The organism is Streptomyces sp. NPDC045695 (assembly GCF_056432025.1).
Window position 1 is genome coordinate 274,679 of sequence record NZ_JBWKJU010000004.1, and the last position, 15,484, is coordinate 290,162.

At 71.9% G+C, this 15,484-nt stretch carries 13 protein-coding genes; 10 read left to right on the forward strand and 3 right to left on the reverse strand.

What is annotated here, in order from left to right; translation table 11 throughout:
- Positions 1 to 33 precede the first annotated feature (33 nt).
- Positions 34 to 585: a GNAT family N-acetyltransferase gene (locus AC07DU_RS10145; RefSeq protein ID WP_479110630.1), complete on the forward strand. Its 552-nt coding sequence runs from the start codon at positions 34 to 36 to the stop codon at positions 583 to 585.
- A 10-nt stretch (positions 586 to 595) separates the two neighbouring features.
- Here AC07DU_RS10145 and AC07DU_RS10150 read toward each other — a convergent pair whose 3' ends face one another.
- Together AC07DU_RS10150 and AC07DU_RS10155 are read right to left on the reverse strand one after the other, a co-directional pair.
- Positions 596 to 2,623, reverse strand: coding sequence for a phosphocholine-specific phospholipase C (locus tag AC07DU_RS10150; protein ID WP_479110631.1), 2,028 nt, complete (start codon positions 2,621 to 2,623; stop codon positions 596 to 598).
- Between the two features lie 119 nt (positions 2,624 to 2,742).
- The gene (locus AC07DU_RS10155; RefSeq protein ID WP_453371695.1) at positions 2,743 to 3,756 is read right to left on the reverse strand and encodes an NADP-dependent oxidoreductase; all 1,014 of its coding nucleotides are present in this window, start codon (positions 3,754 to 3,756) and stop codon (positions 2,743 to 2,745) included.
- A gap of 101 nt (positions 3,757 to 3,857) precedes the next feature.
- Between AC07DU_RS10155 and AC07DU_RS10160 the strand changes: the two genes are divergently transcribed.
- The 4 genes from AC07DU_RS10160 to AC07DU_RS10175 all read left to right on the forward strand — a co-directional run bounded on the left by AC07DU_RS10160 (position 3,858) and on the right by AC07DU_RS10175 (position 7,594).
- On the forward strand, positions 3,858 to 4,751 hold the full coding sequence (locus AC07DU_RS10160; protein WP_479110632.1) for a LysR family transcriptional regulator: 894 nt from the start codon (positions 3,858 to 3,860) through the stop codon (positions 4,749 to 4,751).
- A 260-nt stretch (positions 4,752 to 5,011) separates the two neighbouring features.
- Positions 5,012 to 5,140, forward strand: coding sequence for a hypothetical protein (locus AC07DU_RS10165; RefSeq protein ID WP_360894672.1), 129 nt, complete (start codon positions 5,012 to 5,014; stop codon positions 5,138 to 5,140).
- 102 nt (positions 5,141 to 5,242) lie between these two features.
- On the forward strand, positions 5,243 to 6,283 hold the full coding sequence (locus tag AC07DU_RS10170; protein WP_479110633.1) for a 3-isopropylmalate dehydrogenase: 1,041 nt from the start codon (positions 5,243 to 5,245) through the stop codon (positions 6,281 to 6,283).
- Between the two features lie 225 nt (positions 6,284 to 6,508).
- A complete protein-coding gene (locus tag AC07DU_RS10175; RefSeq protein ID WP_360894666.1) occupies positions 6,509 to 7,594 on the forward strand; it encodes a branched-chain amino acid aminotransferase in 1,086 nt (361 codons plus the stop codon).
- Positions 7,595 to 7,691: 97 nt separating this feature from the next.
- Here the strand turns inward: AC07DU_RS10175 and AC07DU_RS10180 are convergent, their stop codons facing one another.
- Positions 7,692 to 9,125 carry a cytosine permease gene (locus AC07DU_RS10180; RefSeq protein WP_479110634.1) on the reverse strand — a complete coding sequence of 478 codons (1,434 nt, stop codon included), beginning with the start codon at positions 9,123 to 9,125 and terminating at the stop codon, positions 7,692 to 7,694.
- 156 nt (positions 9,126 to 9,281) lie between these two features.
- Between AC07DU_RS10180 and ureA the strand changes: the two genes are divergently transcribed.
- The 5 genes from ureA to cimA all read left to right on the forward strand — a co-directional run bounded on the left by ureA (position 9,282) and on the right by cimA (position 15,438).
- Complete coding sequence (ureA, locus tag AC07DU_RS10185; protein WP_453371698.1) at positions 9,282 to 9,992, forward strand: urease subunit gamma; 711 nt, start codon at positions 9,282 to 9,284, stop codon at positions 9,990 to 9,992.
- A complete protein-coding gene (locus AC07DU_RS10190; protein WP_453371699.1) occupies positions 9,989 to 11,731 on the forward strand; it encodes an urease subunit alpha in 1,743 nt (580 codons plus the stop codon). The genes ureA and AC07DU_RS10190 overlap by 4 nt, the downstream gene beginning before the upstream one ends.
- A 24-nt stretch (positions 11,732 to 11,755) precedes the next feature.
- The gene (locus tag AC07DU_RS10195) at positions 11,756 to 12,790 is read left to right on the forward strand and encodes an agmatine deiminase family protein (protein WP_360894657.1); all 1,035 of its coding nucleotides are present in this window, start codon (positions 11,756 to 11,758) and stop codon (positions 12,788 to 12,790) included.
- 29 nt (positions 12,791 to 12,819) lie between these two features.
- Positions 12,820 to 13,440, forward strand: coding sequence for a TetR/AcrR family transcriptional regulator (locus AC07DU_RS10200; protein WP_360894655.1), 621 nt, complete (start codon positions 12,820 to 12,822; stop codon positions 13,438 to 13,440).
- 369 nt (positions 13,441 to 13,809) lie between these two features.
- On the forward strand, positions 13,810 to 15,438 hold the full coding sequence (gene cimA / locus AC07DU_RS10205; protein ID WP_479110636.1) for a citramalate synthase: 1,629 nt from the start codon (positions 13,810 to 13,812) through the stop codon (positions 15,436 to 15,438).
- Positions 15,439 to 15,484: the final 46 nt, after the last annotated feature.

The window sequence follows — 15,484 nt, forward strand, 5'->3', positions numbered from 1 at the left end:
TCCGCAATGCGGGCCCGGGGTAGGTTCGGGGCCATGAACGAGCGCATCCGCACCGCCCGCACCGCCCACACCGCGGAGCTGACCGGGCAGGAGCTGCGCGAGATCCGCGGCCTGCTCGACGCCGCCTTCGGCGGGGACTTCGCCGAGGAGGACTTCGAGCACGCGCTGGGCGGGATGCACGTCCTGGTCCGGGAGGACGGGGAGCTCGTCGCGCACGGCAGCCTCGTGCAGCGCAGGGTCGTCCACGGGGGCCGGGCCCTGCGCACCGGCTACGTGGAGGCCGTGGCCGTACGGGAGGACCGGCGGCGCCAGGGGCTCGGCGGGCTCGTCATGGCCGGGCTGGAGGCGATCCTCGACCGGGCGTACGTGCTCGGTGCGCTGTCGGCGTCCGACGACGGGGCCGCGCTGTACCGGGGCCGCGGGTGGCGGGTGTGGGGAGGGCGGATCGGCGCGCTCTCGCCCGCCGGGCCCGTCCCGCTCCCCGAGGAGGAGGGGTCCACCTACGTGTGGGTGCCGCCCGGCGGGATCCGGCTGGACCCGGCCGGGCGGCTCGACTTCGATTGGCGGGACGGGGACGTGCTGTAAGGGACAGGACCTACCCCGAGACGCTGGCGGCGCCCGTCTCGATGTGGCCCGTGTAGCGGCGCGACCAGGTGCCGTCGGAGTCGGCCAGGATCGTGAAGTCGTACCAGCCGTTGCTGTAGGCCACGGCGTTGAAGTAGTCCTCGCGCGAGGAGTTCGCCGGGACCGTGTAGGTCCACGGGCCGTCCGTGCGGTAGGCGTTCGAGCGGATCGTGAAGGTGACGGGCGAGGCGGAGGCGTTCGTCAGCTTGAACCAGATCGCCGTCTTGCCGGTGCCGGGCTCCACCGCGAAGCGGGCCGCGACCTCCAGGGACTTGCCCGGCTTCGTCGCGTCACCGAGGAAGCGCCGCAGGAAGCGGTTCGGGCCGTGCATCGAGATGTCGTACTTGCCGGAGCCACTGCCGAGGCCGATGTTGAAGTAGTCGGAGGCCGAGGCGCCCGCGTCGACCGTGTACTGCCAGGCCGCCGTGTCCCGGTACTGGTGGGGGTGGATCGAGAAGTGCGCCGCCTGCTTCGCCTCGGCGCCCTGGTTGGTCATCGAGAACCAGGCCAGGATCTTGCCGGCCGCCCCGAACTCGAAACGGTCCAGGTTGCCGTTCACCTGGTAGGGAAGGGCGCGCGCCGGGCGGGTGCCGGGCTCCTGCGCCGGGAGGGCGTTGTCCTGCGGCGCCGGGTTGGGGAGCGGGCCGCAGGTCGCCTGGCCGATCACCTTGGCGGTGGACGGGAGGCCGGCGGGGACCCCGTAGACCGGGTGCGCGAAGTCGAAGACGCCGGTGAGGTCGCCGGTCACCCTGCGGCGCCAGGCGCTGATGTTCGGGCAGGTGGCGGGGGTGCCGAGGGAGGCCGTCCACGTCTCCATGAACCGCAGCACCGAGGTGTGGTCGAAGATCTCCGAGCTCACCCAGCCCCCTCGGGTCCACGGGGACAGGACCAGCATCGGCACGCGGAAGCCGAGGCCGATCGGGGTGGCGTCGATGTACTCGCCCGGGGTGCCGGGCGGGGCGACCGGCGGCGGCACGTGGTCGAAGAAGCCGTCGTTCTCGTCGTAGTTGAGGAAGAGGACCGTGGAGTCGAAGACCTCGGGGTCGGCGGCGAGCGCGCGGTACACCAGGTCCACGAAGTGCGCGCCGTCACCGGGCGGGGCGTAGGGGTGCTCGGAGAAGGCCTCGCTGGCCACGACCCAGGACACCTGGGGGAGGGTGCCGGCGAGGACGTCGGCGCGGATGGCGGCCGCGATGTCGTCGGGGGTGGAGCCGGTGACCTTGGGCACCGAGCCCATGCCCCGGTCCCACAGCGGGCTGCCGGGGGCCGCGTCCGTGAACTTCTTGAAGTAGGCCAGACCGTTGTCCCCGTAGTTGTCCTGGGCGTTCTGGTACACCTTCCAGCTCATGCCCGCCCGCTGGAGGGCCTCCGCGTACGTCTCCCAGGTCAGCCCGGACTCGTCGCCGCCGTCCTTGCTGGAGGCGTCGACCTTGCCGCTCCACAGGAAGGTGCGGTTCGGGCCGGTCGCGCTGAGGGTGGAGCAGAAGTAGGCGTCGCAGATCGTGTAGTGGTCGGCGAGGCCGTAGTGGAAGGGGATGTCGCCCCGGTCCAGATAGCCGAGCGTGCGGGTGTTGCCTACTCCGGTGACCCAGTTGTCCATCCGGCCCTTGTTCCAGGCCGCGTGCTGCGAGGTCCAGCTGTGCGGGAGGTCGCCGTTGCACTGGGCCAGGGTCTCGCCGTCCACGCCGCCCGCCGGCGGGGTGGCGCTGAGCTTCCACGGGTACTGGCGGCCGCCCCAGTTCGGCTGGTTGAACATGCCCCAGCCGCCCGGGATGTTGCCGGCGGCGCGGTCGCCGAAGCCGCGGACGCCCTTCAGCCTGCCGAAGTAGTGGTCGAAGCTGCGGTTCTCCTGCATCAGGATCACCACGTGCCTGACGTCGGTGATGGTGCCGGTCGCGGCGGCCGCGGCCGCCGTCGCCGGCTGGGCCGCGGGCAGGGCCGCCCCCGCCACCAGCCCGGCGCCGATTCCCACGAAACCTCTGCGGCTGATCGGCTTCACTGGCCCCTCACCTCCAACTCACGTGCCCCGCTGGCACATTGACGGCAAGAGTGACGGTGTCCGGCTCAAAGGTCTACATCCGTGCGGTAAGAGTTCGGTGAACTTCCGGAGGGCCGGCGTCAGTCGTCGATCCGCACGAGCATCTTGCCCAGGTTCTCTCCTCGGAACAGGCCGAGGAAGGCGTCCACCGTGCGGTCGAACCCCTGCACAACGGTGGTATCGGTACCGATCCGGCCACTGCGCAGATGAGGGACGAGGAAGTCCTCCAATTCGTCCTGCAGATTGGTGTGATTTCGAACCAATACCCCTTCCAGGCGCAGCGACTTGTGGACGACCTCGAAGAGGTTGCGGGGCGCCGCGGGGGAGCGGTCGCCGTTGTAGGTGGAGACGGCGCCGACCCAGGCGATCCGCCCGTACTCGCGCAGCACGTCGATGGCCCCCTCCAGGTGGTCGCCGCCGACGTTGTCCACGTAGACGTCGATGCCCTCGGGCGCCGCCTTCGCGAGCTGCTCGCCGACCGGCCCGTCGTGGTAGTCGAAGGCCGCGTCGAAGCCGAGCACCTCGGTGAGGTGGCGGACCTTGGCCGCCGAGCCCGCGCTGCCGATGATCCGGCGCGCGCCGAGCAGCCGGGCGATGTGCCCGGTGGCCGTGCCGACCCCGCCCGCGGCGGCGGAGACGTAGAGGTCCTCGCCCGGCCGCAGCCCCGCCGTCCGGGTCAGGGCCGCGTACGCGGTCAGGCCGGTGCCGCCGAGGACGGAGAGGTAGGCCTCCAGGGGGACGCCCTCGTGGCCCCGCAGCTTGCGGGTGCCGCCCACGCCGAGGGTGACGAGCGCGTGCGTGCGCCAGCCCTCGCGGTGGAAGACCAGGTCGCCCTCGGCCAGGCCCGGGTCGCGGGAGGCGATGACGCGGCCCACCGAGCGGCCCTCCAGCGGGGCGTTCAGCTCGAAGCCGCCCTCGCCGCCGTCCATCATCCCCCGGTGGTAGGGGTCCACCGAGAGCAGCAGGTTCGCCACGAGGGCGGTGCCCGGCGCCGGTTCGGGGACCGGGTGGGCGACGTAGGTGAAGTCGGTGGCGGAGGGCAGGCCGGCGGGGCGGGAGCTCTGGTGGACGGCGTAAGCGGTGTTCTGGGTCATGGCCCCGACGCTAGGAAGGAATCTCCGGGCCGGGCAGGGGGTTTGGTTCATGGAAGCCGCGGTGGCATGAGCGGCGCTCATAGAACGAGGTGGGGGCCCGGATGTCCGATCTTCTCCCGCAGGAACTGCGCATCCTGGTCGCCGTCGCCGACAGCGGCGGCTTCTCCGCCGCGGCCGCCGGGCTCGGCCTCACCCAGTCGGCCGTCTCGCACTCGGTGCGCGGCAGCGAGGCCAAGCTCGGCGCGGTGCTCTTCGAGCGCGGCAGGACCGGGGCCCGGCCCACCCGGGCGGGGGAGCGGGCGGTCGCCCACGCCCGCCGGATCCTGCGCCTGTACGAGGTCATGGGCGCGGAGGTGCGGGGCGCGGCCCGGACGCCGGGCGGGGACCCCGGCCGGGAGGTGGTGGAGGGCGTGCTGCGGATCGCCGCGTTCCGCAGCGCGGCCCTGCACCTGCTCCCGCCCGCCCTGGAGCGGCTCACCGCCCGGCACCCCGGCATCCGCCCCGAAATACGGGTGGTGCGCGAGATCGGCGCCGGGGCGGCCGGGGAGGTGGCGGCGGGCCGGGCCGATCTGGGCATCGCCACGCTGGGCGCGGCCGAGGGGGCGCTGCCCGGCCTTCTGAGCGGGGTGCTCACGAAGGAGGCGTACCGCCTGGTGCACCCCGCCGGGCATCCCGACCCGAGGGCGCTGCCCCTGATGGACTGGGACGAGAACTGCGGCTCCTACACCCGCTCCTGGTGGCGGGCCCAGGACTGGATCCCGCGGGCGACCGTCAAGGCGGAGGACGACGCGATGGTGCTGGCCATGGTCGGCCGCGGACTCGGCATGGCGATCATGCCCGAGCTGTCCCTGAGGGAGGCGACCGAGGCGGTCGACATCACCGATCTGGGCCCCCGGGGGCCGGTGAGGCAGGTGGGATACGTCACCACGCCGGACTTGGCCCAAAGCCTCGCCGTGAGGGCTCTGATCAGGGAACTCCGCTCAGGGAAGGGCTGAAACGGAGGCTCTCGGCGGGGCTCTTCGAGGGGGTGCGCGTCTCAGATAGTAGGAAGTCCGAGTAATCGCCGAGACATACAGCGGGACCTGCCCTAGCTTTGTAGGAGCCGAACGTCTCGCCGATCCGGCGAATGGCGGTCGAGAGCGCGCGCCCCTGGCAGGCAACCCCTGCGGCGCACTGCTCCCCGCCTCTTCCGGCGCCTTGAAGGAACCCCTCATCCGTGGCCCCGCCACGCCGTGATCTCAAGGAGTCGATCACCATGACCGCAGTCACCTCCCCCCGCCGCGTCCGTCACACCTCCGCCTCGGCCGCCGACCGCAAGAACGCCGCCGCAGCCCTCCAGCGGGCCCTGGACCGCCGTGACAACGGCGGGGCGACCGGCCACTGACCAGCACCGCGACAGCACAGCGACCAGCGCCGGCCCGGCATTCTGCGTCCAGATGGTGGACGCAGGATGTCTGAGGGCTGGGACACGGAGTACGGTTCCGCCATGTCGACCAGCATCAATCTCGCAGTGATCCCCGGTGATGGCATCGGCCAGGAAGTCGTGGCTCAGGGCCTCAAGGTCCTTACCGCGGTCCTGCCCCAGGATGTGAAGCTGGAGACCAGGCCCTACGATCTCGGCGCCCAGCGCTGGCACCGCACCGGTGAGACCCTCCCGGACGCGGAGCTCGAAGCCCTCAAGCACCACGACGCGATCCTGCTGGGCGCCATCGGCGATCCCTCGGTCCCGTCCGGCGTGCTGGAGCGCGGCCTGCTGCTGAAACTCCGCTTCGCCTTCGACCACTTCATCAACCTGCGCCCGTCGAAGCTGTTCCCCAACACGGCCACCCCGCTGGCCGGCCGTCCGGAGATCGACTTCGTCGTGGTCCGCGAGGGCACCGAGGGCCCGTACACGGGCAACGGCGGCAGCCTGCGCACCGGCACCCCCGCCGAGGTGGCCACCGAGGTCAGCATCAACACCGCGTACGGCGTGGAGCGCGTGGTCCGTGACGCGTACGAGCGGGCCAACGCCCGCCCCCGCAAGAAGCTGACGCTGGTCCACAAGAACAACGTCCTCGTGTACGCGGGCCACATGTGGAAGAGCATCTTCGACAAGGTCGGCCAGGAGTACCCCGAGGTCACCACCGACTACCTGCACGTCGACGCCGCGACGATCTTCTTCGTCACGCAGCCCGAGCGCTTCGACGTCATCGTGACGGACAACCTCTTCGGTGACATCCTCACCGACCTGGCTGCCGCCGTGACCGGCGGAATCGGCCTGGCCGCCTCCGGGAACATCAACCCGACCGGCACGTTCCCGTCCATGTTCGAGCCCGTCCACGGCTCGGCCCCGGACATCGCCGGCACCGGCAAGGCCGACCCGACGGCGACGATCCTCTCCGTCGCCCTCCTGCTGCGCCACCTGGGTTACGAGGCCCAGGCGGTCCGCATCGAGGACGCGGTCAGCGCCGACCTGGCCGAGCGCGACGGCACCTTCCGCTCCACCGACGAGATCGGTGACGCGCTCGCCGCTCGCGTAGCCGGCTGACCCGGCAGCTCCACCCTCAGGAAGCCGCCGGGTCACAATGGGACCCGGCGGCTTCTCCTGTGCGGCCCCGGGTGCCACCATCTCCCTGGGCCGCTCTCCCCGCTTCTCCGAAGCCTGCCCGCGGGCGATAATCGAACGCGAGGCCGCGGAATGCGGGGAAGCTCGGACGTCCTAGTACGCCGTGAGCGCGGTCCGCCATACACAACCGGTGAAGGACAAGCACTCATGACGACGCCCACGATCGAGCTCAAGCCCTCCTCGAACCCGCTGTCCGATGCGGAGCGCGAGGCGATCCTGGCCAGCCCCGGCTTCGGCCGCCACTTCACCGACCACATGGTGACGATCAAGTGGACGGAGGGCCGCGGCTGGCACGACGCCGAGCTGGTCCCGTACGCGCCGCTGTCGATGGACCCCGCGAACATGACCCTGCACTACGCGCAGACGATCTTCGAGGGCCTCAAGGCGTACCGCCAGCCCGACGGCACCGTGGCCACCTTCCGCCCGCAGGCCAACGCCGAGCGCTTCCAGACCTCCGCCCGCCGCATGGCGATGCCGGAACTGCCGACCGAGCTGTTCATCGAGGCCTGTGACGCGCTCATCAAGCAGGACCGCGCCTGGGTGCCGGACTCCGGCGAGGCCTCCTTGTACCTGCGGCCGTTCATGTTCGCCTCCGAGGTCGGCCTCGGCGTTCGTCCCGCCAACGAGTTCCTCTTCATCGTGATCGCCTCGCCCGCGGGCGCGTACTTCCCCGGTGGCGTCAAGCCCGTCTCCGTCTGGCTCTCCGAGGAGTACGTGCGCGCCGTCAAGGGCGGCACCGGTGCGGCCAAGACCGGCGGCAACTACGCGGCTTCGCTCGTCGCCCAGGCCCAGGCCGCCTCGCACGGCTGCGACCAGGTGGTCTGGCTCGACGCCGTCGAGCACCGCTGGATCGAGGAGATGGGCGGCATGAACCTGTACTTCGTGTACGGCGACCGCATCGTCACCCCGGAGCTCACCGGCTCGCTCCTGCCCGGCATCACCCGCGACTCCCTCCTCACCATCGCCCGCGACCTCGGCTACACCGCCGAGGAGGGCCGGATCACCACCGAGGACTGGGAGCGGGACAACGCGAACGGTACCCTCACCGAGGTCTTCGCCTGCGGCACCGCCGCCGTGATCACCCCGGTCGGCTCGGTCAAGTCCGAGCGTGCCAACTGGACCCAGGGCGACGGCATGCCCGGCCAGGTGACCATGCGGCTGCGCAAGGCGCTCCTGGAGCTCCAGACCGGCCACTCCGCCGACCAGCACGGCTGGATGCACCAGATCGGCTGAGCGCAGGACAGCTAGTGCAGGACACCTAGCGCAGGACGGATGACGAGAAGGGCCCGCCTCCCCATCGGGAGGCGGGCCCTTCTCGCGTACGGACCGGTCAGGCGGACGCGGCCGAGGGCTGCGGGTCCTGCGCGGCGACCGGGACGGGGGCCGGGGCGGTACGGGCCGTGAGGGCCAGGTAGACCAGCCCGCCCGCCAGGCCGGACAGGACGAAGGAGCAGTCCACGCCGCCGGTGAGGGCGAGCAGCGGGCCCTCGTAGAACGGGGTGGTCACGGCGAGCAGGCCGATCCCGGCGCCGATCGCCCAGGAGGCGGTGGCGGCGAGGTTCCAGCCGCCGCGGTACCAGTAGACCCCGCCCACCGAGCGGCGGTTGAAGACCTGGAGGGCGTCGGCGTCGTAGTGGCCGCGGCAGCGCACGTATCCGATGAGGGTGATCACGGCCCACGGGGTGCCGATGGCGGTCAGCAGCAGCACGAACGAGGTCATCGCGGACTGCACGTCCCACTCGAAGGAGCCGATGAAGACGAAGGCGGTGGCGACGGCGGCGGCGACGAGGGTGGCCGTGGTGCGGGTGGCCCGCGGGACGATCGCGTCCAGGTCCAGGCCCATGGAGTAGAGCATCAGCCCGGCGTTGCCCACCGAGCCGGCCGCGGCGGCGGCGAGCAGCGGAACCAGGTACCAGAAGGGCGCGGCCTCGACGAGCGGCCCGGCGTAGTCGGCGCCGGCCTTGGCGGCGAGCGCGGTGTACGTTCCGAAGAGCTGCGGGATCAGCAGGCCGATGAGCAGGCCGAAGCCGGTGGCCCACAGCACCTTGCGGGAGCCGTGCCTGCGGGGGGAGATGTAGCGCGTGTAGTCGCCGAGCAGGGTGATGAAGGCGACGGGGCCGCTCAGGCCCGCGGCGACGGCCGCGAGCAGCCAGGTCGGCCAGAAGGAGCCGAGCAGGTACGCGGTGTCCGGCGGGGCGGCGGTGGTGAAGTCGCCGGAGTAGGCGAAGAGGCCGACGGCGAGCAGGGCCACCATGCCGACGGAGAGCACCTTGCTCATGCGCAGCAGCAGCCGGTAGCCGAAGACGGCCCCGACGACGGTGCACGCGGCGAGTACGCCGTACATCACGGCCCGCGAGACGCCGGTGTCCGGCAGCCCGGTGAAGCGGGACAGGACGCCGACCATGACGTCGCCGCCGATCCACAGGGTCAGGGCCGTGTAGCCCAGCGAGAGCAGCAGGCCGACCACCGAGCCGACGAGGCGGCCGCGGACGCCGAACTGAGCGCCGCTGGAGGTGGACAGGTTGGTGGCGGTCCGCAGCGACACCAGCGCCAGCGGCGCGGTGAAGGCGATCCCGACGAGGGTGCCGGTGACGATGGCGGTGAGGGAGGGCCACAGGCCCAGCCCGAAGGACGGGGGCAGCCAGCCGAAGACGATCACGCCGAGGCAGAGGTTGGAGCCGAGGAGGATCGAGATCAGGTCGCGGGGACCGCTCGTCCGCTCCTCTTCGGGGATGGTGTCGACTCCGCGCTGTTCGATGGGCATGGGGGACTCCCTTGGGCAGGGCGGGGGGTGGTTGCAAAGTGTTTGAGCGACACTCAATGTGACCTAAGCCCTGGTCCCGGGTCAATGATTCCTTGCAAGGAAATGAAGAGTTAGAGTGATGCTCTAACCCATTGAGGCAAAAGGTGGTGGATCGCCGTGCGGCTGACCCCTACGGAGCGCGACCGGCTGCTGCTGCGCAGTGCGGCGGAACTGGCCAGGGCCCGGCGGGCCCGGGGTCTGAGGCTCAACGTCCCCGAGGCCACCGCGCTGATCGCGGACACCGTCTGCGAGGCCGCACGCGACGGCAAGCGGCTGGCCGAGGCGATCGAGGAGGCCCGCGGCGTGCTGGGCCCCGACGACGTGCTGCCCGGCGTCGCGGACGTGGTCGCCGAGGTGCACGTCGAGGCCGTCTTCGACGACGGCTCCCGCCTCGCGGTCGTCTCCTCCCCGATCCGGGGAGCCGTGGGCCTCGGCGAGGACGCCCCCGGCGCGGTCCTGCCCGGTCCCGGAGCGCCCCAGCCGGAGCCGCAGCTGCGCCTGCGCGTGCGCAACACGGCCGCCGTGCCGGTGAGCGTCACCTCCCACTTCCACTTCTTCGAGGCGAACCCCCGCCTCGACTTCGACCGCGCCGCCGCCTACGGCATGAGGCTGTGCGTGCCGGCGGGCTCGTCCGTCCGGTTCGACCCGCACGGCGAGGGCGAGGTCGGCCTCGTCCCCATCGGCGGCGACCGGATCGCCATCGGCTTCGCTGGCCTGGTCGACGGCCCCCTCGACGCCCCCGGGGCCAAGGACGAGGCCCTGCGCCGCGCGGCGGCCTGCGGCTACCTCGGCGTGGGCGACACCGGTAGCGAAGGAGCACAGGCGTGAGCCGCCAGACCCCCCACAGCGACCACAGCGCGCACTGCGCGCCCGGCAGCCGGCACATCGACCCGCACGAGTACGCCTCCGTCTTCGGCCCCCGCGCCGGGGACCGGGTGCGGCTCGGCGACAGCGGGCTCACCGTCCGGGTGGAGCACGACGCCCAGAAGCCCGGCGACGAGTTCCTCGCCGGTTTCGGCAAGACCGCCCGCGACGGCCTGCACCTGAAGGCCGCCGCCGTCCGCGAGACCTGTGACGTCGTCATCAGCAACGTGCTGGTCGTCGACGCCGTCCTCGGCATCCGCAAGGTCTCCATCGGCATCCGCGAGGGCCGGATCCACGCGATCGGCCGGGCCGGCAACCCCGACACCCTCGACGGGGTCGACGTCGTCGTCGGAACCGGCACGTCCATCGTCTCCGGCGAAGGCCTGATCGCCACCGCCGGCGCCGTGGACACCCACGTTCACCTGCTCTCGCCGCGCATCATGGAGGCCTCGCTCGCCGCGGGCGTCACCACGGTCATCGGCCAGGAGTTCGGCCCGGTCTGGGGCGTCGGCGTCAACTCCCCGTGGGCGCTGAAGCACGCCTTCAACGCCTTCGACGCCTGGCCCGTCAACATCGGCTTCCTCGCGCGCGGCTCGTCCTCGGACGCCGCGCCCCTCGTCGAGGCCCTGGCCGAGGGCGGCGCGTCCGGTTTCAAGGTCCACGAGGACATGGGCGCGCACACCCGAGCCCTGGACACCGCCCTGCGCGTGGCCGAGGAGCACGACGTACAGGTCGCCCTGCACAGCGACGGCCTGAACGAGTGCCTCTCCGTCGAGGACACCCTGCGCGTCCTGGACGGCCGCACCATCCACGCCTTCCACATCGAGGGCTGCGGCGGCGGGCACGTGCCCAACGTGCTCAAGATGGCGGGCGTACCGAACGTCATCGGCTCCTCCACCAACCCCACCCTGCCCTTCGGCCGGGACGCGGTCGCCGAGCACTACGGCATGATCGTCTCCGTCCACGACCTCAAGCCGGACCTGCCCGGCGACGCCGCCATGGCCCGCGACCGGATCCGCGCCGGCACCATGGGCGCCGAGGACGTGCTGCACGACCTGGGCGCGATCGGCATCACCTCCTCCGACGCCCAGGGCATGGGCCGCGCGGGCGAGACCATCCGGCGCACCTTCGCCATGGCCGCCAAGATGAAGGGCGAGCTGGGCCCGCTGGCCGGCGACGGCGAGGGCGACGACAACGCCCGCGTCCTGCGCTACATGGCCAAGCTGACCATCAACCCGGCCATCGCCCACGGCCTGGCGCACGAGATCGGCTCCATCGAGGTCGGCAAGCTCGCCGACATCGTGCTGTGGCGCCCGCAGTTCTTCGGCGCCAAGCCGCAGCTGGTCCTCAAGTCCGGCTTCCCGGCGTACGGGGTCACCGGCGACCCCAACGCGGCCACCGACACCTGCGAACCCCTGGTGCTCGGACCGCAGTTCGGCTCGTACGGCGCCACCGCCGCCGACATCTCCGTCGCCTTCGTCTCGGCCGCCGCGGCGGCCCTCGGCAGCGACGAGATGCCCACCCGCCGGCGCCGCGTCGCCGTCCGCGGCACCCGCGGCATCGGCCCCCGGGACCTGCTCCTCAACTCCCGGGTGGGCGCGGTCGACGTGGACGCGCGCAGCGGACTCGTCTCCCTCGACGGCGAACCGCTGCGCTCCGAAGCCGCCGATTCGGTGTCCCTGAACCGCCTGTACTTCTTGTAGGCCAGCACCCCGTAAGGACCCTTCATGACCAAGCCCGCCGACCACGGCTTCCGGATGCCCGCCGAGTGGACGCCCCACGAGCGCACCTGGATGGCCTGGCCCAGCCCCAACCCCACCTTCACCACCGAGCAGGAGCTCGCCGAGGCCCGCCGGGCCTGGGGCGCCGTCGCCCGCGCGGTGCGCGCGTACGAGCCCGTGACCCTCGTCGTCTCGCCCGGTGACGCGGACGGCGCCCGCGGGCTCGTCGGCGACGACGTGGAGATCGTCGAGCAGGAGCTCGACGACGCCTGGATGCGCGACATCGGCCCGACCTTCGTCACCAACGACGCCGGCGAGCTCGCGGCCGTCGACTGGACCTTCAACGGCTGGGGCGCACAGGAGTGGGCCCGCTGGGACCACGACTCCAAGATCGCCCGGCACGTCTCGGACGTGGTCGGCACCCGTACGTTCAGCACCGCACTCGTCAACGAGGGCGGAGCCCTGCACGTCGACGGCGAGGGCACCGTACTGCTCACCGACACCGTGCAGCTGGGCAAGGGCCGCAACCCCGGCTGGACCCGCGAGCAGGTCGAGGCCGAGATCCACGCCCACCTCGGCACGACCAAGGCGATCTGGCTGCCGTACGGCCTGGCCGGGGACTACGGCACCTACGGCACCCAGGGGCACGTCGACATCGTCGCCGCCTTCGCCCGTCCCGGCGTCGTCATGGTGCACACCCAGCCCGACCCGGCCCACCCGGACCACGAGCGCTGCAAGACCATCGCGGCGATCCTGCGCGCGTCCACCGACGCGCGGGGCCGGCGTCTGGAGGTCGTGGAGATCCCGGCGCCGACCGTGCTGGAGGAGGACGGTGAGTGGGTGGACTACTCCTACATCAACCACTACCTGTGCAACGGGGGCGTCGTGCTGTGCTCCTTCGACGACCCGCGCGACGAGGAGGCCGCCGAGATCTTCCGCGGTCTGTTCCCCGAGCGGACCGTGACGCTCGTCGACGCACGTACGATTTTCGCCGGGGGTGGCGGTATCCACTGCATCACCCAGCAACAGCCGAAGGTCTGACCTGCGGCGGACGGACGAGGAGCGGGGCCATGACGGCGGGTGGAGTACCGGTACGGGCGGCGCGCAGGAACGCGCCCCCGCGCGAGGCCGTACTCGCCGCCGCCATGGCCACGATCGCCGAGCGCGGTCTGGACGGCCTGACCATGGCCGGGCTGGGCCGCGAGGTCGGCATGAGCAGCGGCCACCTCCTCTACTACTTCCGCAGCAAGGACGAGCTCCTGCTGCAGACCCTGGAGTGGAGCGAGGCGGCCCTGGGCGCCGAACGCCGGGCCCTGCTGGCCCGGCGCGGGCCCGTCGCCGAGCGCCTGCGCGCGTACGTCGACCTGTACGTGCCCACGCAGGCCCGCGACCCGCACTGGACGCTGTGGCTGGAGGTCTGGAACCGCTCCCAGAACGCCGGCCCCGAGGAGCGCGAACGGCAGGCGGCCATCGAGGGCGCCTGGCACCGCGACCTGGTGGCGCTGCTGGCCGAGGGCATCTCGCGCGGGGAGTTCCGGGCGGTGGACCCCGACCGCGTGGCGACCCGCACCAGGGCTCTGCTGGACGGGTTCAGTATCCAGCTGGCCGTCGGTCTGCCGACGGTGGACCGGCAGGCCATCCTCGACCACGTCCGTGAGTTCCTCACGGAGTCCCTCACTCCCCGCTCGTGACGCCGGCCGCGCCCCTGAGGAGCACGGGGGCGCGGGCCGGGGGCGTGCGCGCGGGCGCGTGCCCGCATGCTGAGATCGCTGTCCATCCGGGGCGGGGACTGTGGCAGACTGCCGCCGTGCCTGCTCAGCTCATGATTATTGCCAGCAGCGCGCCGGTCCCCCGTGGCCGCTGAACCGTGGAAGAACTTCGCGGAAGCGGCCACCGTGCCTCGGACCCGCGTGCAGACCTCTCGCTACCCGCGAGGGGTTTTTTCGTTTCCCGGCCCATCCCAGCCGGGAGCGCACTGCGCGCGATGATGGGGGCAGTGACGGTTGCCTGCCCCCTCGGCGGACATCCGGAACCACTCATCCGACAGGAGTCAGATCAGCATGACGACGACACCAGAGGCGGCAACTGCGCTGTCCGGCGGCCTGGACGACTGCTTCCACGTCTTCGACACCACCCTGCGCGACGGCGCCCAGCGCGAGGGCATCAACCTCACGGTCGCGGACAAGCTGACGATCGCCCGGCACCTGGACGACTTCGGAGTGGGCTTCATCGAGGGCGGCTGGCCCGGCGCCAACCCCCGCGACACCGAGTTCTTCGCCCGCGCCCGCGCGGAGATCGACTTCAAGAACGCCCAGCTGGTCGCCTTCGGCGCGACCCGCCGGGCCGGCGGGTCCGCGGCCCAGGACCCGCAGGTGCGGGCCCTGCTGGAATCCGGCGCCCCCGTGATCACGCTCGTCGCCAAGTCCCACGACCGCCACGTCGAGCTCGCCCTGCGCACCACCCTCGACGAGAACCTGGAGATGGTCCGCGACACCGTCTCCCACCTGGTCGCCCAGGGCCGCCGCGTCTTCGTGGACTGCGAGCACTTCTTCGACGGCTACCGCGCCAACCCCGAGTACGCGAAGTACGTCGTACGCGTGGCCCACGAGGCCGGCGCCGACGTCGTCATCCTCTGCGACACCAACGGCGGCATGCTGCCCGCCCAGGTGACGGCGACCGTCGCGACCGTGCTGGCCGACACCGGCGCCCGCCTGGGCATCCACGCCCAGGACGACACCGGCTGCGCGGTCGCCAACACCCTGGCCGCCGTGGACGCGGGGGCCACCCACGTCCAGTGCACGGCGAACGGCTACGGCGAGCGGGTCGGCAACGCCAACCTCTTCCCCGTCGTCGCCGCCCTGGAGATCAAGTACGGCCGCAAGGTACTCCCCGAGGGCGCGCTCGCCGAGATGACCCGGATCTCGCACGCGATCGCCGAGGTCGTGAACCTCACGCCCTCCACGCACCAGCCCTACGTCGGCGTCTCCGCCTTCGCCCACAAGGCCGGCCTGCACGCCTCGGCCATCAAGGTCGACCCGGACCTCTACCAGCACATCGACCCCGAGCGGGTCGGCAACACCATGCGGATGCTGGTCTCCGACATGGCGGGCCGCGCCTCCATCGAGCTCAAGGGCAAGGAGCTCGGCGTCGAGCTCGGCGGGGACCGCGCCCTGATCTCCCGGGTCGTGGAGCGGGTCAAGGAACGCGAGCTCCAGGGCTACACCTACGAGGCGGCCGACGCCTCCTTCGAGCTGCTGCTGCGCGCCGAGGCGGAGGGCCGGGCCCGCAAGTACTTCCGCATCGAGTCCTGGCGCGCGATCGTCGAGGACCGTCCCGACGGCACCCACGCCAACGAGGCCACGGTCAAGCTGTGGGCCAAGGGCGAGCGGATCGTCGCGACGGCCGAGGGCAACGGCCCGGTCAACGCCCTGGACCGCGCGCTGCGCGTCGCCCTGGAACGCTTCTACCCGCAGCTGGCCAAGTTCGAGCTGGTCGACTACAAGGTCCGCATCCTGGAGGGCAAGCACGGCACGGAGTCCACGACCCGCGTGCTGATCGCGACGACGGACGGCGTGCGCGAGTGGTCCACGGTCGGCGTGGCGCCGAACGTGATCGCGGCCTCCTGGCAGGCCCTGGAGGACGCCTACACCTACGGCCTCCTGCACGCGGGCGTCGAACCGGCCGAATAGCCGTCAGTCCGGGCTTCGGCCCGTCGGGCTCCCGTCCGGCGAGGCG

What these genes read in the sequence shown, in the direction of transcription:
- AC07DU_RS10145 (WP_479110630.1), top strand. Translation starts at nt 34, where the DNA reads ATGAACGAGCGCATCCGCACCGCCCGCACCGCCCACACCGCGGAGCTG.
- AC07DU_RS10155 (WP_453371695.1), bottom strand. Translation starts at nt 3,756, where the DNA reads ATGACCCAGAACACCGCTTACGCCGTCCACCAGAGCTCCCGCCCCGCC.
- AC07DU_RS10160 (WP_479110632.1), top strand. Translation starts at nt 3,858, where the DNA reads ATGTCCGATCTTCTCCCGCAGGAACTGCGCATCCTGGTCGCCGTCGCC.
- AC07DU_RS10165 (WP_360894672.1), top strand. Translation starts at nt 5,012, where the DNA reads ATGACCGCAGTCACCTCCCCCCGCCGCGTCCGTCACACCTCCGCCTCG.
- AC07DU_RS10170 (WP_479110633.1), top strand. Translation starts at nt 5,243, where the DNA reads ATGTCGACCAGCATCAATCTCGCAGTGATCCCCGGTGATGGCATCGGC.
- AC07DU_RS10175 (WP_360894666.1), top strand. Translation starts at nt 6,509, where the DNA reads ATGACGACGCCCACGATCGAGCTCAAGCCCTCCTCGAACCCGCTGTCC.
- AC07DU_RS10180 (WP_479110634.1), bottom strand. Translation starts at nt 9,125, where the DNA reads ATGCCCATCGAACAGCGCGGAGTCGACACCATCCCCGAAGAGGAGCGG.
- AC07DU_RS10195 (WP_360894657.1), top strand. Translation starts at nt 11,756, where the DNA reads ATGACCAAGCCCGCCGACCACGGCTTCCGGATGCCCGCCGAGTGGACG.
- AC07DU_RS10200 (WP_360894655.1), top strand. Translation starts at nt 12,820, where the DNA reads ATGACGGCGGGTGGAGTACCGGTACGGGCGGCGCGCAGGAACGCGCCC.
- cimA (WP_479110636.1), top strand. Translation starts at nt 13,810, where the DNA reads ATGACGACGACACCAGAGGCGGCAACTGCGCTGTCCGGCGGCCTGGAC.